The sequence below is a fragment of the Clostridium muellerianum genome, from assembly GCF_012926525.1.
GTDB classification, from domain to species: domain Bacteria; phylum Bacillota; class Clostridia; order Clostridiales; family Clostridiaceae; genus Clostridium_AM; species Clostridium_AM muellerianum.
In genome coordinates, this window is record NZ_JABBNI010000011.1 from 12320 (window position 1) to 35845 (window position 23526).

A 23526-nucleotide genomic window follows, 5' to 3' on the forward strand; every position below is an offset into this window, starting at 1 on the left:
ATAAAAGGAGGAAATTAATATGAAAAATTTAAAGTCAAGGAAAGTAGTTAAAGCTATTTTCTCAATATCAATACTGTTATCATTAACTTTAGTTGGGTGTTCAGGAAATAAAGAAAAAAATACTTCAGCAAATAATGAAACAGCATCTGTTCAGAAAAATGATGTTGAAAAAAATACTTCTTCGGAGCAAACTAAAGAAAAAGTACAGGAAGAAAAAACTCAAGCTAAAAACACAAATACTAAAAATACAAGTGCTATAAAATTTTCAAAGGAGCAATTAGGTAAAAGTGTAAATACACAGTTTAGTACTCCTTGGGAAACTTCAAGTAAGGAGACATATAAGGCGTGTATTGAAGGAAAGGGAGAAGAAGCATCAGAAGAAGGCACTGGAAAAATATTGGTAAAAAATAATAATGGAAATAATTTTAGCTTTGAAATTATAAATAATAATAAGCTTTCGCCTAGAAATATAGAATGGGTAGATGATGAAAATTTACTTGTAGTAGTAGGATCATCTCAAGGAACTGTTTCTAAGGGTGGCAATTTATATATGTTAAATATAAATACAGGAAACACATTATCAATTATTGAAACATCAGATAAGAAACAACAAATAATGTCATCAAAAAAAGTAGATAATAATGTAAATTTAAAAGTTACTGTATATGAAGACGATAACTATAATAAGTCTCATGTAGAAAATTGGACTATTTACTCTTTTGATTCAAGTTTAAATAAATCAATGGAAGTAAAAAATTCTGAAGGTAAAGTTATATATACAATTAAGTAAATATGATAGATTTAAGGGGAACTTAAGTATATGGATAAATCTAAAAAAACATATGTCAAAGCGCTAAATAAATATAATAATGGTTATATAGATAAGGCCATAGATTTATGTGAACAAAGCATATCAATGGATATAAAAAATGCAGCATCTATAAATCTTAAAGGATTACTTTATTATTTAAAAGGAGATATAGATAATGCTCAAAAACTTTGGAAAATGAATTATGAAATAAATAAAGATGGAGTTGCTGAAAGGTATTTAATTAATACAAAAACAGATAAAGAAAAGCTGTATATTTATAAAAAGGCAGTAGGTCTTATAAAAGAATTGCATGTAAATGCAGCATTAGAACTTCTAGAGAAGTGTTCAGAAAGTGATTACAATTATATAAATGTAAATAATTACAAAACTATATGCTATATAAAAAAAGGTGAATATGATAAGGCTATAAATAGTTTAGAAAACGTAATGAAAGTAGATAAAAATAATAGTATAGCAAAAGAAAACAAGAAAACTCTAGTGAAGTATGGAATAATTAAAAATAGGATAGATGCGAGAAAAGCTGTTTATTGTTTGGTGGGTGTATTACTAGTAATTGTAATAGTATTTGGAATACCAGCTATTTTTAGAGGTACTAAAAATATAGCAGTTAAATTTAGTCATAATGACAAAACATCAAAAAGTAATATACAAAAAACACCTAGCAATAATGTAAATAAGGTAGTTAAGGAAGCTCCTAAGAAAGTTCAGCAGGAAAGCTTTCCAGGAGATAAAATAAAAAATGATTTACAAAATAAAAACTATGAAAATGTATATGAAGATTATATGAAATGGAAAGATAAGAATATATCTAATAATGACAAATCAATTCTTGCAAGTGCTGATCAACTATTGAAAGGTGAGGGTGTAGAATATTTTTATGGTAGAGGTTTCAACTATATAAATAGTCAAGATTACTCTAATGCTAAAAGCTATCTTGCAAAAGCTTATGAATTAGGAGATAAGCATTATTTATATCCTCATATAATATATATGTTAGGAAGTGCATTTTATTTATCAGGAGATTTTCCCAATGGTATAAAATATTATACTCAGTACGATGAAAAGTATGCACAAAGTGATTACGAAGAAGCAGTACTTTACGCTTTAGCTATAATGTATAAAGATTCAGATAAAACTAAGGCGGCAGATTATGGCCAAAAGTTGGTAGATAAATATCCTAAATCAATATATAATAATTCTGTAATAAAAAGTGTAATTAATAGATAAAATAGTAATGACCATGTAATTAAAATGTATTAATAATTATTATTACTAACTATTGACTAAATGTAATGCTTAATATAAAATTGAAATATAAATAGTACCTCAATAAGGTATAGTATGGAGGGATAAGTTATGGTACAGGAAATAAAAGATGTGGACTTTACAAAAACTCTTGAAGAAGCTTCTACACCTATAGTTGTGGATTTTTGGGCTTCTTGGTGTGGACCTTGTAAAATGTTAGCGCCTGTAATAGATGAAATTTCTGAAGAACTCGATGATAAAGTTAAATTTTTAAAATTGAATGTAGATGAAAATCCAGTAACATCTACTCAATACAGAGTAGCAAGTATACCTACTGTTATGGTATTCAAGGGTGGGAAAGTAGTAGATACTTTAGTAGGATTTAGACCTAAGGAAGCAATAAAAGGTGTTATAGAAAAGCATATTTAAAGTATTAATAACAGCAATGACAAATTAGCAAAAGTTAATTTGTCATTTTTTATAAAAGGAGGTTGGATATATGGATAACAAATATGATATAGCTATAATAGGTACAGGACCAGCAGGATTATCGGCTGCGATAAATTCAAAAATACGAAATAAAAGTATTATTTTATTTGGAATTAGAGACTTAAGTAATAAGCTGGTTAAAGCACCTAAAATAAATAATTATTTAGGATTTTATGATTTTACAGGACAGCAGTTAAAAGATCAATTTCAAAAGCACATTGATTATATGAATATAGATATAGTAACTGAAAAAATAAATGCTGTGTATGCAATGGGATCATACTTTACTTTGATGGTAAATGAAAAAATGTATGAAGCAAAATCCGTTATAATAGCTACGGGAATGGAACATACAAAGTCATTAAAAGGTGAAGAAGAGTTTTTAGGAAGAGGTGTAGGATATTGTGCAACCTGTGATGCACCATTATACAGAGGCAAAACAGTTACAATTATAGGATATAACAAGGAAGCAGAAGAAGAGGCTAATTATGTGGCCGAATTAACAAATAAGCTTTACTATGTACCTATGTATGAAGGAAATTATAGTATAAAAGAAAATATAGAAATAGTTAAGGATAAGCCTGTAGAAATTAGAGGAGAAGATAGGGTTAAAGATATAGTTATGAAAAATAAGGATATAGCTACAGATGGGGTTTTTATACTAAAGGATAGTGTAGCGCCAAATCAACTTGTACCTGGGATAGAAATGCAAAATGGTCATATTAAAGTAGACATAGATATGAAAACTAATATTCAAGGATGTTTTGCAGCAGGTGATTGTGTAGGAAAACCCTATCAATATATAAAGGCGGCGGGCCAAGGTCAAATAGCAGCTTTAAATGCTGTTGCGTATTTAGATTCTCTAAAATAAACTATCCCCACAAATTTTAATTTGTGGGGATATATATGTGCTTAGCTAAATTTTTAGCTAAATAAAAATATGTCTAATTTGCTACAAAGAACACATGATTTCCTATAGTTTTAACATTCTTTTTATTTATGCTTTTCATCCACTTGCAGGTAGCTATTTTAGGGTTATAGAAGAAAACTGCTTGACCTGTAGGATCATCTCCTTTTAAAGCTTGAAGTACTGCCTTATAACTACTTTCATCAGGAACAACATCTATGCAGCCATTTCTTACACAAGAGAAAGCACTTCTTTGTGTTATTACTTCCTCTACGGTTTTGGGAAATTCAGGGTATTTTAAACGGTTTAATATTACAGAAGCTACAGCAACTTTCCCTTCAAAAGGTTCACAATTACTTTCTGCATAAACCACTTGAGCCATTAAGTGTATATCTTTTTGAGTTACATACACTTTCCTACCAGAATAATTAAAAACTTCAACAATCTGATCTTGCTCTTTAAATAAAGTAGAATCTATATTATCAGAACTAGCAGCTTCTACACCAAATGGTAATAAAATGCTTGGTGCCAATAAAAATAGTATACAAAAAATAAATTTTTTCAATAAAATCCTCTCCTTGTTACCTACGGGGTTAGCTGACGGGTTCGGTAAAGGCATAACCTACGTAAATACGATTCACCCCAAAAATTTCCGGTTTCCCCGTGTTTAATAAAAAACTTAGGCTAATGGTAGTATAGCCAGGAATTAAAAAAAAATACACTGTATAAAAAATTTTATTAATATTTTATAAAATAAATTAAGGTTTTGATATAAACAATATTAAATAGTGTATAATTGTAAATAGAGATTTTTGTTAGGGCGGTGATATGGTTGGAACTATTAGATATGATAGTTAATTCTATTAAAAATATTAGTGTAGCATCAGTAATGGATATATTAGTGGTTTCTTATATCTTTTACAAGGGTTATACACTTATAAAAGAAACTAGGGCTGAACAACTTTTAAAAGGAATAATACTTATAGTCTTACTTATACCTATTAGTAATTTTTTCAATTTAACTATGTTAAATTGGATTTTAACTAAGACAATTACTATTGGTCTGCTTTCTTTTATAATCATATTTCAACCAGAAATTCGCCGGGCGCTTGAACATTTAGGTAGAACAGCTTTTAATGACAAGCATATATTAGAAAACGATGAAATAATGGAAAAGGTGATAACGGAAATTACTAATTCTATAGAAAGTTTATCTAATAGTAAAACAGGAGCATTAATAATAATAGAGCAAGTTACAGGTCTTGAAGATATAGTGAAAACGGGAACTAAAATAGATGCAGTAGTTTCAGCAGCACTTTTAGAAAATATTTTTGTAGTTAATACTCCGCTTCATGATGGTGCAACAATAATAAGAAATGATAGAATAATATCTTCAGGATGCTTTTTGCCTTTAACTAATAATCAGGATCTAAATAAAAAGCTTGGTACAAGACATAGAGCAGCTATAGGCATATCTGAAAACTCAGATGCATTAATTATAGTTGTATCTGAGGAAACAGGAACTGTTTCCCTTGCTGTAAATGGTAACTTAACAAGAGGATATAATAAAGAAAAGCTTAAGGATATTCTTATAAGAATAATGAAAAAGAGGCAAAGTAGAAAATTAACCTTTAGGGAGCAGGTGATTAAATGGACGAAAAGGTCAAAAAACACCAAGTAATTATTAAGATATGTTGTGTGATAGCTTCTTTAGTTTTATGGTTGTACATTTATAACGTAGAAAATCCAATGAGAGAAGTACAAGTTACTGTGCCTGTACAGGTTATAAATAAAGATGTTGTTGCAAAATCTAATCTAGTTCCTATAGAGGAAGATAATTTAACTGTAACTTTAACTATAAAAGGAAGTACATCTAATGTATATTCTGTGAAGCCAGGTAGTTTTAAACTTGTATCAGACCTAAGTGCCTATGCAGTTAAAAAAGGAGAAAATAGAATACCTGTTGAGGTTAAAAATAGACCTTCTAATGTCAGAATAACAAATGGTGATAATCTATGGGTCAAGGTTACTTTAGATGATTTGAAACAAAGAAATGTTCCAGTTAAAGTAATTTTTGATGGAAATGCCAAAAGTGGATTTTATGCTTTTAAACCTACTATAAAGGAGAAAGAAATAACTGGTCCTAAAGAAGCCGTAGAAGCAGTAAAATATTTAGCGGCAAGATATAACATTAAGGACGCCTCAAAGGATATTGATGCAAATATACAGTTACAACCAGTAGATTCATCAGGTACATTAGTGAAAGATGTGATAGTTAATCCAAGCTCTTTAAAAGTAACTATTCCGATAAAAAAAGTTAAGACTGTATCTGTAAATGTTAAAACTCAAATTCAGCAAAATAATAATGCTAATGTAGAAAGTTTAGTACCTGTTGAGGATAAAATAGATATAGCAGGAGAAGAGGATTTAATAGCGGATATAAATGCTTTAAATACAGAATACGTAGATTTAAATAAAGTGTATGGAAAAGACACAATAGAGGTTAAACTAATAGTACCTAAAGGAGTTATTCTTGTAAATAGTTCAGACACTGTAAAATTAAAGGTTAATTTAAATAAAGGAAAGAATGTTCAGAAGGAATTAAGCTTAAATATACAAACTATAAATGATAATGGTAAGTATTCTAATAGTTTAAGTGGAGATAAAGTTACTTTAGTAGTATCTGGCGAAGAGAAAATTATAAATAATTTAAAAACAGAAGATGTAAAATGTTCTGCGGATTTAAGTTCAATAGTAGAAGGGGAAAATTCAGTACCTTTAAACATAAGTTTGCCAGATGGAGTAACAAAGGTTTCGCAAAGTATGTCACAAGTTAAAGTTAGTGCGAAGAAAAAAGTTTTGGAGGGCAAAAATGTCAATTAAAATAAGTAATTTAAATATAAGTATAGATGAAAGCATAGATGATTTAAAAGATAAAGTATGTAAAAAATTAAGAGTATCGTCCCAAAGTATAGAAAGCTTTAAAATTTTAAGAGAGTCTATAGATGCTAGAAGAAAAGATAATATAAAATTTAACTATGTTGTAGAAGTAAAATGTGATAAAGAATCAAAAATTGTAAATAAAGTTAATGATAAAGATGTGAAAGTGCAAGAAGAAGTTTACACTGAAGAATTTATTTTTGGTAGTAAAAAAATGAGTCATAGACCAGTTATAGTTGGTATGGGACCTGCAGGCATGTTTGCAGGTCTTTTACTAGCTGAAAAAGGATACAGACCAATAATAATAGAAAGAGGAGAAAAGGTTGAGGACAGAACTAACAGCATAAATAAATTTTGGAGCACAGGGAAATTAAATTTACAATCTAATGTTCAATTTGGAGAAGGTGGAGCAGGAACATTTTCAGATGGTAAGCTTACAACTAGAATAAAGGATGCTAGATGTGACTTTGTTTTAGATAAGTTTGTGAAGGCTGGGGCCCCTGAAGAAATTTTATATAATGGTAAACCACATATAGGTACGGATATATTAAAGGAAGTAGTAAAAAATATAAGAGAAAAGATAATAGAATTAGGTGGAGAGGTAAGGTTTAATAGTAAGCTTGAGGATGTAATTGTAAGTGATGGAGCTGTAAAGTCTGTAATAGTAAATGGAGATGAGATTCCAAGTGAAAGTTTAGTATTAGCTATAGGACACAGTTCAAGAGATACCTATGAAATGTTATACAGAAAGGGAATATTTATGGAAGCCAAAGCTTTTGCTATAGGCGTAAGAGTTGAACATTCTCAACAAATGATGAATGAGAATCAATATGGAAAGTATGCAAATCATCCTAAGCTTAAGGCAGCTGACTATAGACTTACATATAATACAAGAACTACAGGACGAGGTGTATATAGTTTTTGTATGTGTCCTGGAGGTGAAGTAGTGGCAGCAGCATCTGAGGAAGAAAGATTAGTAACCAATGGAATGAGTTTTTTTAAAAGAGATAAGGAAAATGCTAATTCAGCAATGGTGGTTTCTGTAAATGAATCTGATTTTCAGGGAGATACACCATTAAAAGGTATGGAGTTTCAAAGGCACTATGAAAGGTTGGCTTACATTTTAGGTGGAGGTGGATATATTGCTCCAGTACAATTGATAGGGGATTTTTTGAAAGATGAAGTTTCCACTAAGTTAGGAAATATAAAACCTACATATAAACCAGGCTATGAGTTTAAGGATTTAAGAAAGTGTCTTCCACATTACGTAACAGAATCTTTGAAAGAAGGTTTTATAAACTTTGATAAAAAAATTAAAGGATTTGCTAGTGGTGATGGAGTTTTAACTGGAATTGAAACAAGAACTTCAGCTCCTGTTAGAATATTGAGAAATGAAAAGCTTCAAAGTGTATCAGCAGAAGGACTTTATCCCTGTGGTGAAGGAGCTGGATTTGCAGGAGGAATAATGTCTGCAGCGGTTGATGGCATAAAAGTGGCAGAGAATATTATAAAGGAATATTCTCCATTGGATTGAATATTCTGAAAAACAGTGTTTTCTGAATATATCTGATAAAATATAAGTGAGGCCGAAAACGGTCTCCAATGTATTATTATATATATAAAAGAAACTAAAAACAGTTTTAAATATATCATAATATATGAGAAATTGAAAACGGTTTCGAATAATATCTATAATATATGAAGTGTTAAGGGTGTTTAAGGGGTAGAAGAAGTGTAAAGTTTATGAGAAAGAGGTGCAAAAAGATGGTTAAAAATTTTCAAGAGGTTTTGGAAAAAGCCAAAAGTCAAGAAACAAAAAAAATAGCAGTAGCAGTAGCTCAAGATAAACCAGTACTTGAAGCTATTAGGGATGCTAAAGAACAGGGAATAGCAGAAGCAATATTAGTTGGAGACAAGGAAAAAATAGGGATTGTGGCATCAGAAATAGGGATGGATTTAACAGGGTTTGAAATTGTTCATGAAGAAAATCCTGTTAAAGCTGCATTAAAAGCAGTAGAGTTAGTTTCAACGGGTAAAGCTGATATGCTAATGAAAGGACTTATTGACACAGCCAATTTTTTAAGAGCAGTTTTAAATAAAGAAGTTGGATTAAGAACAGGAAAGTTAATGTCTCACGTAGCAGTTTTTGAAATACCTAAACTTGATAGATTAATATTTTTAACAGATGCAGCTTTTAATATGTATCCAGAACTTAAAGATAAAATAGATATAGTGAAAAATTCAGTAACTGTTGCTCAAGCAGTAGGAATAGAAATACCAAAAGTAGCACCAGTATGTGCTGTAGAAGTTGTAAATCCTAGTATGCAGGCAACCATAGACGCATCAATACTTTCCAAAATGAGTGATAGAGGACAAATAAAAGGATGTTTAATTGATGGACCATTAGCGTTAGATAATGCATTGTCTATAGAAGCTGCTGCACATAAAGGTGTAAACGGTTCCGTAGCTGGAAGGGCAGATATATTATTAATGCCAAATATAGAAGCAGGAAATATAATGTATAAAACCTTAACTTATACAACAGAATGTAGAAGCGGAGCTTTATTAGTTGGAACTTCAGCACCAGTAGTATTAACTTCAAGAAATGATAGTCATGAAACAAAAATGAATGCAATAGCTTTAGCTGCATTAGTTGCAAATAAGCTAAAAGGAAACAAATAATCTTTTTACTGTAGTTACATACTAAGTAAAGATATTTTTGCGGGAGGGAAAAAAATGTCATATAAGTTGTTAATATTAAATCCAGGATCAACATCTACAAAAATAGGAGTATATGATGATGAAAATCAGGTTTTAGAAGAAACATTAAGACATTCTTCAGAAGAAATTGAGAAGTTCTCTACCATTTATGATCAGTTCGAATTTAGAAAAGAAGTTATATTAAATGTTTTAAAAGAGAAAAATTTTGATATTAATACATTAGATGCAGTAGTAGGCAGAGGTGGACTTTTGAAACCAATTGAAAGTGGAACTTATAAAGTTAATGATACTATGTTAGAAGATTTAAAAGCTGGAGTTCAGGGACAGCATGCTTCAAATTTAGGCGGAATAATAGCTAATGAAATAGGAAAATCCATAAATAAGCCATCGTTTATAGTAGATCCTGTTGTTGTTGATGAATTAGACGAAGTATCCAGAATATCTGGAATGCCAGAAATAGAAAGAATAAGTATATTCCATGCTTTAAATCAAAAAGCAGTAGCAAAAAGATATGCAAAAGAAAACAATAAAAAATATGATGAATTAAATCTAATAGTGACACACATGGGTGGTGGAGTAACTGTTGGAGCTCATAGAAAAGGAAGAGTTATAGATGTAAGCAATGGTTTAGATGGGGATGGACCATTTTCACCAGAAAGATCAGGAGGACTTCCTGTAGGAAGCTTGGTAAAGCTTTGTTATAGTGGTAAATATACTTTAGAAGAAATGAAGAAAAAGATAAGTGGAAAAGGTGGAATTGTAGCTTATTTAAATACAAATGATTTTAGAGATGTGCAGCAAAAAGCAGAGGCAGGAGATAAAAAAGCAAAATTAGTATTTGATGCTTTTGTACTACAAATAGGTAAAGAGGTTGGAAAATGTGCTGCAGTTTTACATGGAAAAGTTGATGCCATACTTTTAACTGGAGGAATAGCTTATAGTAAAGCTGTTACAGCAGCAATAAAGGACATGATTGGATTCATTGCACCAGTTGTAATATATCCAGGTGAAGATGAATTATTAGCTTTAGCACAAGGTGGACTTAGAGTATTAAAAGGGGAAGAAGAAGCTAAAGAATATAAATAAACATAAAAAGTGTAGAGCAGTTTTTTGGCTTTACACTTTTTTGATTAAAAGTAAAGCCTTGTAATAAGTAAATTGAGAGAGTTAGGTTAAGTAAATTAAAGGATGAAATGTATTTAATTATTATAAGAAACAATATAAACATAATATGGAGTAAAAATTATGTTAGAATATTTAAAAGGTTTGTGATATAATATGCATATGGATAAAAAAATCATAATCATGTCAATTTTAAAGTAAAAGTTTCATATTAAAAGGTTTTCATGAAACTTTAACGAGCCAATTAAAAATAAAGTCATTTTCATTTAACAAATTTTATTTGCACAGTATTAGTTATAACATTCATATTATTTTAATATCATTTTTGAATACGATTACAAAACCAAAACTTAATGTAACCCATAACACGAGGTGATGCAATGAGTAGAATTAGAATTTTTACAGGTCATTTTGGAAGTGGAAAAACAGAGGTATCAATAAATTATGCAATAAACCTTGCAAAACAAGGAAAGAAAGTAGCAATTGTGGATTTGGATATAGTAAATCCGTATTTTTGCTCAAGGGATTTAAAAAATTATTTTGAAGAAAATGGAGTAAGATTAATATCTTCAGATCCTAATCTTTCAAATGCAGAATTAGCAGTAGTGCCAGCTGAAGTACTTGCAGTATTTAATGATAAAAGTTATGAAGTTGTAATGGATGTAGGAGGAGATGAACAAGGAGCTATAGTGCTTGGTCAGTATAATAATTATTTTAAGCAGGATGGGTATGATATGTATTTTGTGATAAATAATAATAGACCATTTACTTCTAACAATAAAGATACAATGGAATTTATAAATTCCATTGAAATTGTTTCCAGACTTAAAGTCACTCATCTAATATCCAATACAAATATGTCATATGAAACAAGTATAGATGACATATTAAAAGGAGATAGAGAAGTTAGAGAATTATCTAAGCAAATTAATATACCTTATAGATATACAGTTTGTAGAAAAGATTTACAGAAAGCTATAGAGGGAAAGGTTCAAGGTGACATATTCCCTATAGATATATATATGAAACCACCTTGGAGATAAGTAAAATTAAAATTTTATTGCATGCTAGAATTAACATTAACATAAAAAACATAGATTTCTAGTTCTTTATACTTTGAAAGATATTAGAAATTTTATGTTGACAAGATTTTTTTAATTACCAAAATTGAGGAGGGAACTTTCTTATGGCAAAGGTAACTTTTAGAGAAGAAAGATGTAAAGGTTGTGGACACTGTATAGAAGCATGTCCTAAAAAAATAATAAGCTTTGCAGATAGACTGAATCCAAAAGGATATCATCCAGCTACTGTTACAGAAGACAAAATGAAAGAATGTGTTGCTTGCGCATCTTGTGGAAAAATATGTCCAGACTGCGTAATAACAGTTGAAAAGGAATAAGGAGGGATTCTTTGTGGGAGAAAAAGTATTAATAAAAGGTAATGAAGCCATTGGTGAAGCTGCCATAAGAGCTAATTGTAAAGCCTTCTTTGGTTATCCAATTACTCCACAAACAGAAGTTGCAGCTTATATGTCAAGAAAAATGCCTAAGATAGGAAGAGTATTTATACAGGCTGAAAGTGAAATTGCTGCTATAAATATGGTTTATGGAGCAGCTGGCAGTGGAGTTAGAGCTATGACATCATCAAGTTCACCTGGAATAAGCTTAAAAGCAGAAGGAATATCATATATAGCAGGAGCAGAATTGCCTTGCGTTATAGTTAATATAGTTAGAGGCGGCCCCGGACTTGGAAGTATTCAACCGGCTCAATCAGATTATTTCCAAGCAACAAAAGGTGGTGCTCATGGAGACTTTAATATGCCTGTATTTGCACCAGCTTCAATTCAGGAAATGGTTGATTTGATTCAAGATGCATTTGATGTAGCAGATACTTATAGAACACCTTGTATGGTTATGGGAGATGGAATGATTGGTCAAATGATGGAACCAGTTGAATTTAAAGAAAGACCAGCCAAAACTCTTCCAGAAAAAACTTGGGCTGCTAATGGATTGAATGGTAGAAAAGAGCATAATGTAATAAATTCATTATTCTTAGAGTCAGAAAAATTAGAAAAGCATAATGAAAAACTTCAAGCTAAATATAAATGCATAAAAGAAAATGAAGTTAGATATGAAATGTTTAACTGTGATGGAGATAATGATCTAATAATGGTTGCATATGGTACAACCTCAAGAATATGCAAGAATGTCATTAAGATGGCAGCAAAGGAAGGAATAAAAGTAGGATTAATAAGACCAATAACTTTATGGCCTTTCCCATTTGAAGCATTTGAAAAAACTATCAATAATACTAAGTGTGGTTATTTATCAGTAGAAATGAGCTGCGGACAGATGGTTGAAGATGTAAAACTTGCTTCCAATGGAAGAAAACCTGTAGATTTTTACGGAAGATCTGGTGGAATGATTCCAGAACCTGCAGATATTCTTGAAAAAGTTAAATCTATAGTAGGAGGTGCAAAATAATGGCAATAGTATATGAAAATCCAAAGGCATTATTAGATGTGCCTACACATTATTGTCCAGGATGTACACATGGTGTAATTCACAAGCTAGTTGCAGAAGTTATAGATGAGCTTGGTATATTAGATAAAACTATAGGAGTAGCTCCAGTTGGATGTTCAGTTTTAGCTTACAATTATTTTGCTTGTGATATGTTTGAAGCTGCACATGGTAGAGCACCAGCTTGTGCAACAGGAATAAAGAGAACTAACCCTGATAAAGTAGTATTTACATATCAAGGCGATGGAGACCTTGCAGCTATAGGTACTGCTGAAATTGTTCATGCTGCTACAAGAGGAGAAAATATAACAGGAATATTTGTAAACAACTGCATTTATGGTATGACTGGTGGACAAATGGCACCAACTACATTACCAGGACAAGTAACTGAAACAACACCATATGGAAGAGATCCTAAAATCGCTGGATATCCAGTAAGAGTTTCTGAAATGATTTCAACTTTAACAGGAGCTTGTTATGTAGAAAGAGTATCTGTAGATACAGTACCAAATATAATGAAGGCCAAAAAAGCTATAAAGAAAGCATTTCAAAATCAATTAGAAGGAAAAGGTTTTTCACTTGTAGAAGTGTTATCAATCTGCCCAACTAACTGGGGATTGTCACCTTCAGAATCAATGAAATGGTTAAGAGAAAATATGATTCCGTATTATCCGCTTGGTGTTAAGAAGGATATTACTGAGGAGGTGAAATAAAATGGCATCACAACAAATAATATTTGCTGGATTTGGAGGACAGGGTATATTATCAATGGGTAAATTTCTTGCATATGCAGGAATGGATGCTAATTTAAATGTTTCATGGTTACCATCTTATGGACCAGAAATGAGAGGAGGTACAGCTAACTGTTCAGTTATACTAACTGATGAGGCAATAGGCTCACCAATAGTTACAAAAGCTGATACTATAGTTGTAATGAATAGACCTTCATTAGAAAAGTTTGAAAACATGGTAGAACCTAATGGTCTTATAATAATGGATTCGGACTTAATAGATGTAGTTCCTAAGAGAACTGATTTAAAAGTTATATCAATACCTGCACAGACTATAGCAGAAGAATTAGGAAGTAAAAAGATTGCTAATATGATTCTTTTGGGAGCGCTTGTAAAGGAAACAGGTATAGTTTCTATAGAAGCTTTACTAGATTCTTTAAAAGCTCACGGAAAAGAAAAATTCTTTGAGTCAAATAAGAATGCTATTCAAAAGGGAATAGATTTTGTAAAATAAAAAATCAGTTTATCACCTGGATTTATTCCGGGTGATTTTTTAGTATTGTTACTAATTCTGAATTGTAATATAATATAACTTGATTAATGAAGAATTTAAAATGTTTAAAATACTATATTAGAACTTAATAATAAAAAGAGAGGTATTGTTTATGCATAGAATGTTTGGAACTGATGGAGTTAGAGGAATAGCTAATAAAGAGTTAACAGCAGAATTGGCATATAAATTAGGAAAAGCGGGAGCATTTGTACTTACAGAAGGAACACATAAACCTAAAATACTTGTAGGAATGGATACAAGAATATCAGGAGACATGCTTGAAAATGCTTTAGTATCAGGCATACTTTCAGTAGGTGCAGAAGCGGTATGTGTAGGTGTTATTCCAACTCCAGCAGTAGCATATTTAACAAGAAAGTATGGAGCTGATGCAGGAGTTGTTATATCAGCATCTCATAATCCAGTAGAATATAATGGTATAAAATTTTTCAATTCACAAGGATACAAGTTATCAGATGAATTAGAAGATAAAATTCAAAGTGTTATAGAAAGTAACTTTCAGGGAGTACCAATGCCAACTGGTGAAGATATAGGAAGAAAAATAGAAGAAGCAGGAGAAGCTATAGGAGATTATATAGAATTTGCTAAATCAACTATAGATGTAAATTTAAAAGGACTTAAGGTTGCCTTAGATTGTGCAAATGGAGCATCATATATAACTTCAGTAAAAGCTTTTAAAGATCTTGGTGCACAGGTTTATGTCATAAATAATGATCCAGATGGAATAAACATAAATAAAAATTGTGGCTCAACACATCCAGAAGAGCTAATGGACTATGTTGTGAAAAAAGGATGCGACTTAGGATTAGCTTTTGATGGAGATGCTGATAGATGTTTAGCTGTAGATGAAAAAGGAAACTTAATTAGTGGTGATTTTACAATGGCCATAATAGGTAAGCATTTAAAAGATAAGGGCAAGCTAGATAAAGATGTAGTAGTTGTTACTGTTATGAGTAATCTTGGATTAGATATTGCATTAAAGAAAGAAAATATACATACAGTAAAAACAAAAGTTGGAGATAGATATGTACTAGAAGAAATGGTTAAGGAAGGATATAAATTAGGTGGAGAACAATCAGGTCATATAATTATGACAGATTTTAATACCACTGGAGATGGACTAGTTACAGGTATCCAAATGGCTGCTATAGTTAAGGAAACTGGAAAGACTTTATCAGAATTAGCTTCTATGATGAAAGAATTACCACAAGTTTTAGCTAATGCTACGGTTCCTAATAATAAGAAAAACATATATTTAGAAGATGCTGAAATAGTTGAAGAAATAAATAAAATAGAAGCAAAATTAAATGGATGTGGAAGAGTTTTAATAAGACCTTCAGGAACAGAACCATTAGTTAGAGTAATGCTTGAAGGTGAAGTTCAAAGTGAATTAGATGAAATGGCACATGGTCTAGCAGCACTTATTGAGAAAAAAGCTAATAATTAATATAAATATACAAAAAGACATGGGAATATCCTGTGTCTTTTTTTACATTTATATTAAAAGTATAGAAAAAAGTATCTTTTAGTGATAGAAAAGCATAAAAGGATTTGTATTAGTATATGAAAGCGCTTTTTGAATTGTTTTATACAAAAAACATTAGAAAATAAACGAAAAGTAAGTTGGTATATTTATTTCATATGTGTAATGTAATTTAGGTGTAAAAATAATAATGAATAATTGGGAGGTAAAAATGCGAATAAATGAGGACAATTTTATTAAAGAACTGAAAAATAAGAATTCAAAAGCTTTAGAATATGTTTTTGATAATTATTGTGATTATATATATAAAGTAGTATTTTCAGTATTTGGTTCTAATCAGTATTCTAGCTATATAGATGAATGTATTAATGATATATTCATGTGTCTTTGGAATAACATAGATAAGTTTCATGAGGAAAAGGGAAGTTTTAAATATTGGTTTAAGGCAGTAGCAAAATATAAAGCTATAAATTATAAAAAGAAAATTATTAAAGATACTAATGTTGATTGTATAGAAGATTATATTTTTGAGGCAAAGGAACAAGTGGAAAACTTAGTTGTATCAAAAGAAAACAAAGAAGAAGTTATTAAAGCTATAAAAGATTTAAATGAACCAGATAGGGAAATTTTTATAAGAAGATATTTAATACAAGAAGATATAGTTGATATAGCAAATTGTCTTGGAATGAATAGAAGCACAGTTGATAATAGACTTTCTAGAGGTAGGAAAGTTTTAAAGGAAAAGCTTACATTTTTAAGAAAAGGAGGGTGCATAAATGAATAGAGATATATTTGATGAAAAAGATATGTTGGAATTATTGAATTATATAGATATGGACGATAAAGAAAATTATGAAGATGGAAGTTTAAAAATGGATGATTTGAGAAAGAAAAGATTAAAAAAGAATTTATTGAAAAACATTAAAGATAAAAATAGTGTGAGAAAGTTTAGATATAAGGTTGCGGCTGTTGCAGCAGTAGCTGTAGTATTCATTGGTGCAGCTATGCCTGCCCTTGCTAAAAATGTTCCAGCTTTAAATTCTATAATTCAAGCATTTCATGATAGTAGATCAGGTGATCATGGAGAATATGAAAAGTATTCTAAGGTAGTAAATAAAAGTGTAACAGATAAAGGAATAACGTTAACAATAAATGAAGTATTGTGTGATGAAAGCAGCTTAATGATAGGTTATACTATAAAAAGTGAAAGTGATATAAAGAATATTGTTAAAAGTGGAAAGGATACTATTGAAGCTCAAGGAAAAAATGAAAATTTCACGCCTTTCACACTGATAAGGTCCATAAAAATAGATGGTAAATATGCTGATAGTGGCTCATGGCAAGATGGAAAATATTTAGATGATCATACTTATATAAATTCAGATAATATGGATATAGGAAATAAAAATTTTCCATCTGTTTTTAATGTAGATATAGATGTAAAAGAGATATATGGTGTAAAAGGAAACTGGATTTTTAAATTTAGTGTTTCAAAAGATGAAATACTTAGAAATACCAAGACGTTTAAACCTAATACTAAAATAAAATTTCAAGATGCTACTATTAATGTGGAAAAAGTAAGTTTTACACCTATAAATACTTCTATAAAGATTAATGGTAAATATAACAAAGAAGAGTATAAAAATGTTGATAAGAGAAAAAAAGCTTTTAAACAAGATATTATGATGGGAAATATGTTGTATGATAAATGGTTTGTTTTTGATGATAAAGGGAACGAAATTACAGAAAAGGGATCTTCGAGTAATGAGATTAAAAATTCATCTTATGATTTTTATTATGATCTTAAATTTGTTAGTTCAAAGTATATTCCTAAATATTTAACAGTTATACCTTATAGGAATATTTATCGTAAAGATAATGATGGAAAAACTATAGCTCCAATATACAAAAATATAGATGGGATTTATCCTATAGAGCTTTCTCAGGGGAAAATGGGTAAGCTTATAATTAAAGAGATAAAAACTGAAAAGGATAAAACTATTGTTAGGTATACAGCAGAAGGGCAAGCACCATTTTATCAGGCAAGATGGTTATTTATTCTAGATGAAAAAGACAAAGATCTTGAAAGAAAGGATAATAATTTTGAGGTGAAAAAAGATAAAAATAGTCCTAATGATTATATTATGGAATTTAAACCTTTGGATAAAAACATGAAATATAGAATAGGAACTAATATAAATGATGATATAGAAATACGAAATGATTTAAAATTTAAAATTGATCTTAATAAATGATCAATAGTGTTAAATGAGATAAGAGATCAAAGAGTCTATATGCAGTTTAGTGTGTATGGACTCTTTGTTTTTAAGAAATAGTATATGCAAATGGTTGATGGTAATGGAGTGTGGGTATTTTTTTAATAATACAGGTGTTTTATATGGTGATAAATTTTATGTTGTATTTTAAGTAAAATTATCATATAATAATGACAACAAGTTTGGAGGGATATGTATGCCAAATATAAAACCTATATCAGATTTACGTAATTATAATGAAGTACTAAGGGATTGTGAAAATGGAGAACCTGTTTTTCTTACTAAAAATGGTAGAGGTAAATATGTCATTTTAGATATAGCTGAATATGAAAAACAACAGACAATAATAAAACTTATATCAAAGTTAAGTGAAGCTGATGAAGCAATAAAAACAGGAGATGAGTGGCAAACTTTAGATGATATTAAACGCAGTTTGGGGGTTTAATAGTGAATATTAGAATAAACCCAGTAGCAGCTGCTGATTTACAATATATTAAGGATTATATTGCACAAGAAAGTATTAATATTGCTGCAAAAATAGTTAAAGAAATTATAGAAAAAATTGAGAACTTAGGTCAATTTCCTGAAATGGGAACAATGCTTAAATATAAAATAGGAGTAAATACAAAATATAGATATATCATTTGTAATCAGTATCTTATATTTTATATTTATGAAAATGCTGTAATTTCAATTCAACGTGTTTTACATGGGAAAAGAGATTACATGTCATTACTTAATGAGCAATAATTACAAATTTATTATTAATAGCACTTAGTGAAAACTAGGTGTTTTTTATTATTTGTTAAATTTAATGTCAGAAAATCCATAGAACCTTCGTATTAATTTGTGAGAGGCTTCTTAAGGAGGAAAAAAAGTGAATATAGATCAAAATAATTTTGTAGAACAGATAAAAAAGAAAAATGGAAAAGCATTAGAATTTGTTGTAGATGAATATAGCAATTTGATTTTTAAGATAGTGAGGACTGTGCTTAATTCAAGTTTTCATGCTCAACATGTAGAAGAATGTGTAAATGATGTGTTTTGGGCAGTGTGGAATAATATCGAAAGCTTTGACTCAGAAAAAGGAAGTTTTAAATATTGGATTACTGCTATAGCAAAGTATAAAGCTATAGATTATAAAAGAAAACTTTTTAAGCATAGTACAGATGAATCTATAGATGACTATAATTTGAAAGATGAGCTTAATGTAGAAAACACTTTAATATCAAAAGAAAACAGAGAAGAAATTTTAACTGCTATAAATGGAATGAGGTCTGAGGATAAAGAAATATTTATAAGAAGATATTTCTTATATGAAGGAATAGAAAATATAGCAAAAATTTTTGGCGTAGACAGAAATTTGGTGGATAAAAGACTTTCAAGAGGTCGTAAATTTTTAAAAGAAAAGCTTATACCTTTGAAGGGGGAGATATTGTAATGAATAATAAGGATTTTAATTTAGAAGAAAAGGATATATATAAGTTATTCAATGAAGTAAAGATGGAAGAAAGTGAATTTAACGAAATGGAAGAAGAAATATCTACTATTGAAAAGGAAAGAATAAAGAAAAATTTAAATAAAAAGATTAAAGGACAAAAAGGTTTTAAGAGATTAAAATATGGTTCTATAGCAGCAGCTATAAGTTTAATAAGTATTATAGGCATAGGGACAGCTTCACCTGCTTTTGCTGAAAATATTCCAGTATTGAGTTCTATAACACAAACACTTAACGATAAATTTGGGTTTCATGGAGAATATGAAAAGTATTCTCAGATAGTAAATAAAAGTGTTAAAGATAAAGGTATAACTTTTACATTAAATGAAGTTCTAGCAGATGATTCAAAAGTGGTTATAGGATATACAATAAAAAGTGACAAAAAAATAAGTGATGAAGAAGCAATGTTTATGTTAAGTTCGGTAAAGATAAATGGGAAAATGCCTGGTGGATCACATGGTAGTTCAACTGGAAATTATATAGATGATTATACTTATGTAGGTACTGAAGAGATCCATACTAAAATACCTGAAGATTCTAATAAATTTAATGTGGATTTGAATGTTAGCGAAATAGGAAATGTAAAAGGTAAATGGAACTTCGCATTTAGTATATCAAAAGAAGAATTATTAAAGAATAGTACTGTGTTTAAGCCAAATAAGAAAATAGATTTTCCAGATAGTAGTGCAACAATTGATAAGGTGGTATGTTCACCAATAGATACATCCATTTTCTTAAGTGGAAAGTCCAAAACTAAAAAAAGCGGAGGACAAGGATTGCTTGATTATGATTATTGGATTGCTTTTGATGACAAGGGAATAGAACTTACTCCAAAGGGTCTTGGCGGTGGAGAAGGAAATTTGAAAGAAGGAACATTTACTTCTGAAATGAATTATATAAGTATGAAAAATATTCCTAAATATTTAACCATTATTCCTTGTAAAATTACTCCGTCAGGCGGTGGTGGAGTAAGTGTGGATAAGAATGGTAAGGAAACATCTATTAAAATGGATACAAAACAGCCTAAAGAAATAAGTAAAGTTATAGATGGAATATATCCAATAGAACTTCCTCAAGGCAACATGGGTAAGATTATAATAAAAGAAATAAAAACGGAAAATAATAAAACTAGAGTTAAATATACAGCACAAGGTAAAGCACCGTATTTTCAAGCACAAGATATTCTTATAAAAGATGAGAAAGGAAAAAATATTAAGATTAGAGATTATAACTTGAGAAAAGATGAAAATAATCCTAATGAATTTACAAAGACATTTGAAGCATTAGTTCCTAATAAGAAATATACCATATATACTAATGATTTTAGTAATGTTGATTTTGGAGAAAATTTAAAATTTAGAATTGATCTTAATAAATAAAAACACCATAATGAAAATCCTTAGAGGTTAGTGTAACTCTAAGGATTTTTGTTACTTTAATTACAAGTTAACAAAAAATTTAGATGTCTGGTTAATTTGTTAAATGTACAGCAGTAAAAGTTAAAATGCTATTCTATTTGCCAGTTAATATATATTTAAATATAAAAATGTAGTAATAATTGCTAGTTGAAAATACATAAAACATATCTTTAAATGCTTTTTATGTACATAATAAGATGATAAACAAGGATTTAAAGTGCACCATTTAAGTTGACAAAAAAAGTAGTTATAAATATAATAAATTGACAGCTTGATTATACTTGATAAGAGTAACAATAGAGAGGGGATGAGAATAGAATATAAAATATAAATGATAGCTTAATTTAAAGCGCCAGGACTTAAGTGAAAGAATAGAACTTATAATAAGTTTAGGTTCCAACAACCCAATCTACTTTTGTTGTAGATTATAGGGAGTGGACAAAAACTTTGTGAGATTATAGTAGATTTGATTTTAAAAGGAAACTCGGCTTATGCCGAGTAAGTTCAACTAACCAAATCGTAGATTTGGAGTTTCACTTAAGTTGACGAGGATGGGGAGTATCGAATCTTCGGCGGGTGCCCCACGGTAACGCACTACCGTTAACGGTTAATAAAATCAGAAAGTGATTTCTGGCACAATATTAGCCTGGTGTTAAAACCTTTATTATAATACAATCTAAGGCAAGTTTTGAATTTGCTATAGGTCTATTAAGTTTTGTTTGTTTTAAAATGATAAACTTTATAGGCTTTGGAGTTGTGAAAAAAATTAATTTGATTTAAGAAAGGGAGATTTTTATGTGCGGAATAGTTGGTTTTATAGGAAAAAAAGATGCATCATCAATTTTAGTTGAGGGATTAAGTAAATTAGAATATAGAGGATATGACTCAGCAGGAGTAGCTATATTTGATGGAGAAAAAATAAATGTTACAAAGTGTAAAGGAAGACTTGTAAATCTTGAAAAGAAGTTAGAAGAATCTCCTTTAAAGGGAGCACTAGGAATAGGACATACAAGATGGGCTACTCATGGTGAACCATCAGATTTAAATGCTCATCCTCATAGTAATGCGGATGAGACAATAAGTGTTGTTCACAATGGAATAATAGAAAACTATATACACTTAAGAGAATGGTTAACTTCAAAAGGATATAAATTTGCATCAGAAACAGATACAGAAGTTATACCTAATTTAGTAGATTATTTTTATAAGGGCGATTTAGTAGATGCAGTTATGAAAGCTGTTGCTAAAATGGAAGGAAGCTATGCTATAGGTGTAATATCTTCAAAAGAACCAGACAAGCTTGTAGCAGTAAGAAAAGATAGTCCATTGATAGTAGGACTTGGCGAAGGCGAATTCTTTATAGCATCAGATATACCAGCAATATTAAATCATACTAGAAATGTATATCTCCTAAATGATAAAGAGTTTGTAGTTATGACTAAAGATGGAGTAAAACTTTTATCAGAAGAAGGAGAAGAAATAAAGAGAGATGTATATCATGTAACTTGGAATGCTGATGCGGCTGAAAAAGGTGGATTCGAACACTTTATGATAAAGGAAATCCATGAACAGCCAAAGGCTATAAAGGATACAATGACATCAAGAGTTATGCCGGGCAAACCAATAACACTTGATAAAATAACAATAACAAAAGAGCAAATAGAAAATATAGATAAAGTATATATAGTAGCATGCGGAACTGCTTATCATGCAGGAATTGTAGGCAAATATGTAATAGAAAAATTAGCAAGAATACCTGTAGAAGTAGATGTTGCTTCTGAATTTAGATATAGAGATCCAATAATAAATGAAAGAACTTTAATGATTGTTATAAGTCAATCAGGAGAAACAGCAGATACTTTAGCAGCACTTAGAGAAGCAAAGAATAACGGTGCTAGAGTAATAGCGGTAACTAATGTTGTAGGAAGTTCAGTATCAAGAGAAGCAGATGATGTATTGTATACATGGGCAGGACCAGAAATTGCAGTTGCTTCAACAAAGGCATATGTAACTCAGCTTATAGCAATGTATATTATAGCTTTATTCTTTGCTGAAAATAAGAAAACATTAGGTGAAGCAGAAATAGAAGAAATAAAGAAAGAAATGCTAACACTGCCAGAAAGAGCAGAAAAGGTATTAGAAAATAAAGAAACTATACAGAAATTTGCTTCCAAGACTTATATGCATAAAGATATGTTCTTCTTAGGAAGAGGTCTTGATTATGCAGTTGCTATGGAAGGTTCATTAAAGCTTAAAGAAATATCATATATTCACTCTGAAGCTTATGCAGGTGGAGAATTAAAACATGGTCCTATAGCTTTAATAGAAAAAGGAACTATAGTAATAGCAGGAGCTACTCAAGAAAAGTTGTATGACAAAATGGTAAGTAACATTAAGGAAGTTAAGACAAGAGGAGCTAATGTTTTAGGTATTGCATTTGAAGGTCATACTGAAATAGAAAAAACTGTAGACTCAGCATTATATATACCAGAAGTGAAGGATATATTAGCACCAGTAATATCTGTAATTCCACTACAATTACTATCTTATTATATGGCAATACAAAAAGGCTGCGATGTTGATAAGCCACGTAATTTAGCAAAAAGCGTTACAGTTGAATAATTTGTTTAACTTTTACTAATATGCTTGTGAGTTATAATTAATATTGTCACAAATTATAATTAATATTGTCACTGTAGGTTTGTAAAAAACTTTGAAATTTCGTAAAAAATCATGAAACTTTGAAAAAAATATTGAAATTTTGAAATAAACTT

23 protein-coding genes and 1 riboswitch are annotated in these 23526 nt (G+C 29.9%); of the genes, 22 read left to right on the plus strand and 1 reads right to left on the minus strand.

Features of this window, described 5'->3' with window-relative positions; translation table 11 throughout:
• Positions 1-19 precede the first annotated feature (19 nt).
• From HBE96_RS05690 to HBE96_RS05705, 4 genes are all read left to right on the plus strand, one after another.
• Entirely contained in the window at positions 20-790 is a 771-nt protein-coding gene (locus HBE96_RS05690) for a DUF4652 domain-containing protein (protein ID WP_169296791.1), read from the plus strand.
• A gap of 30 nt (positions 791-820) precedes the next feature.
• On the plus strand, positions 821-2059 hold the full coding sequence (locus tag HBE96_RS05695; RefSeq protein ID WP_169296792.1) for a tetratricopeptide repeat protein: 1239 nt from the start codon (positions 821-823) through the stop codon (positions 2057-2059).
• Positions 2060-2188: 129 nt separating this feature from the next.
• Positions 2189-2506, plus strand: a complete 318-nt coding sequence (gene trxA, locus HBE96_RS05700; protein ID WP_169296793.1) for a thioredoxin — start codon at positions 2189-2191, stop codon at positions 2504-2506.
• A 70-nt stretch (positions 2507-2576) separates the two neighbouring features.
• Positions 2577-3437: an NAD(P)/FAD-dependent oxidoreductase gene (locus HBE96_RS05705; RefSeq protein ID WP_169296794.1), complete on the plus strand. Its 861-nt coding sequence runs from the start codon at positions 2577-2579 to the stop codon at positions 3435-3437.
• Positions 3438-3510: 73 nt separating this feature from the next.
• Here HBE96_RS05705 and HBE96_RS05710 read toward each other — a convergent pair whose 3' ends face one another.
• Positions 3511-4038 (minus strand): cell wall hydrolase, encoded by a 528-nt coding sequence (locus HBE96_RS05710; protein ID WP_169296795.1) that lies wholly within the window; start codon positions 4036-4038, stop codon positions 3511-3513.
• A gap of 2 nt (positions 4039-4040) precedes the next feature.
• A riboswitch (cyclic di-AMP (ydaO/yuaA leader) is annotated at positions 4041-4169 on the minus strand.
• 136 nt (positions 4170-4305) lie between these two features.
• On the opposite strand from HBE96_RS05710, the gene cdaA reads away from it, so the two are divergent.
• From cdaA to glmS, 18 genes are all read left to right on the plus strand, one after another.
• A complete protein-coding gene (cdaA, locus tag HBE96_RS05715) occupies positions 4306-5154 on the plus strand; it encodes a diadenylate cyclase CdaA (protein WP_169296796.1) in 849 nt (282 codons plus the stop codon).
• Positions 5124-6356, plus strand: coding sequence for a CdaR family protein (locus tag HBE96_RS05720; RefSeq protein WP_169296797.1), 1233 nt, complete (start codon positions 5124-5126; stop codon positions 6354-6356). The genes cdaA and HBE96_RS05720 overlap by 31 nt, the downstream gene beginning before the upstream one ends.
• On the plus strand, positions 6346-7947 hold the full coding sequence (locus tag HBE96_RS05725) for an NAD(P)/FAD-dependent oxidoreductase (RefSeq protein ID WP_169296798.1): 1602 nt from the start codon (positions 6346-6348) through the stop codon (positions 7945-7947). The genes HBE96_RS05720 and HBE96_RS05725 overlap by 11 nt, the downstream gene beginning before the upstream one ends.
• Before the next feature lie 230 nt (positions 7948-8177).
• The gene (gene ptb / locus HBE96_RS05730; protein ID WP_169296799.1) at positions 8178-9095 is read left to right on the plus strand and encodes a phosphate butyryltransferase; all 918 of its coding nucleotides are present in this window, start codon (positions 8178-8180) and stop codon (positions 9093-9095) included.
• A gap of 54 nt (positions 9096-9149) precedes the next feature.
• Positions 9150-10220, plus strand: coding sequence for a butyrate kinase (buk, locus tag HBE96_RS05735; protein ID WP_169296800.1), 1071 nt, complete (start codon positions 9150-9152; stop codon positions 10218-10220).
• Positions 10221-10636: 416 nt separating this feature from the next.
• Entirely contained in the window at positions 10637-11299 is a 663-nt protein-coding gene (locus tag HBE96_RS05740) for a nucleotide-binding protein (protein ID WP_169296801.1), read from the plus strand.
• Between the two features lie 143 nt (positions 11300-11442).
• Positions 11443-11655, plus strand: coding sequence for a 4Fe-4S dicluster domain-containing protein (locus HBE96_RS05745; RefSeq protein ID WP_169296802.1), 213 nt, complete (start codon positions 11443-11445; stop codon positions 11653-11655).
• Between the two features lie 13 nt (positions 11656-11668).
• Positions 11669-12739, plus strand: coding sequence for a 3-methyl-2-oxobutanoate dehydrogenase subunit VorB (locus tag HBE96_RS05750; protein WP_169296803.1), 1071 nt, complete (start codon positions 11669-11671; stop codon positions 12737-12739).
• Complete coding sequence (locus tag HBE96_RS05755; protein ID WP_169296804.1) at positions 12739-13488, plus strand: thiamine pyrophosphate-dependent enzyme; 750 nt, start codon at positions 12739-12741, stop codon at positions 13486-13488. Before HBE96_RS05750 ends, HBE96_RS05755 begins: the two co-directional genes overlap by 1 nt.
• 1 nt (position 13489) lies before the next feature.
• Positions 13490-14020, plus strand: a complete 531-nt coding sequence (locus tag HBE96_RS05760; protein WP_169296805.1) for a 2-oxoacid:ferredoxin oxidoreductase subunit gamma family protein — start codon at positions 13490-13492, stop codon at positions 14018-14020.
• A 151-nt stretch (positions 14021-14171) separates the two neighbouring features.
• A complete protein-coding gene (gene glmM / locus HBE96_RS05765; protein WP_169296806.1) occupies positions 14172-15524 on the plus strand; it encodes a phosphoglucosamine mutase in 1353 nt (450 codons plus the stop codon).
• Between the two features lie 247 nt (positions 15525-15771).
• Positions 15772-16344, plus strand: coding sequence for a sigma-70 family RNA polymerase sigma factor (locus tag HBE96_RS05770; protein WP_169296807.1), 573 nt, complete (start codon positions 15772-15774; stop codon positions 16342-16344).
• A complete protein-coding gene (locus tag HBE96_RS05775) occupies positions 16337-17815 on the plus strand; it encodes a DUF4179 domain-containing protein (protein WP_169296808.1) in 1479 nt (492 codons plus the stop codon). The genes HBE96_RS05770 and HBE96_RS05775 overlap by 8 nt, the downstream gene beginning before the upstream one ends.
• Before the next feature lie 217 nt (positions 17816-18032).
• Positions 18033-18281, plus strand: a complete 249-nt coding sequence (locus HBE96_RS05780; protein ID WP_169296809.1) for a type II toxin-antitoxin system prevent-host-death family antitoxin — start codon at positions 18033-18035, stop codon at positions 18279-18281.
• Between the two features lie 2 nt (positions 18282-18283).
• On the plus strand, positions 18284-18586 hold the full coding sequence (locus HBE96_RS05785; protein WP_169296810.1) for a type II toxin-antitoxin system RelE/ParE family toxin: 303 nt from the start codon (positions 18284-18286) through the stop codon (positions 18584-18586).
• A gap of 127 nt (positions 18587-18713) precedes the next feature.
• Positions 18714-19277, plus strand: coding sequence for a sigma-70 family RNA polymerase sigma factor (locus HBE96_RS05790; RefSeq protein ID WP_169296811.1), 564 nt, complete (start codon positions 18714-18716; stop codon positions 19275-19277).
• Entirely contained in the window at positions 19277-20713 is a 1437-nt protein-coding gene (locus HBE96_RS05795; protein WP_169296812.1) for a DUF4179 domain-containing protein, read from the plus strand. Before HBE96_RS05790 ends, HBE96_RS05795 begins: the two co-directional genes overlap by 1 nt.
• 834 nt (positions 20714-21547) lie before the next feature.
• Positions 21548-23374, plus strand: a complete 1827-nt coding sequence (glmS, locus tag HBE96_RS05800) for a glutamine--fructose-6-phosphate transaminase (isomerizing) (protein ID WP_169296813.1) — start codon at positions 21548-21550, stop codon at positions 23372-23374.
• The last annotated feature ends 152 nt before the right edge of the window (positions 23375-23526 follow it).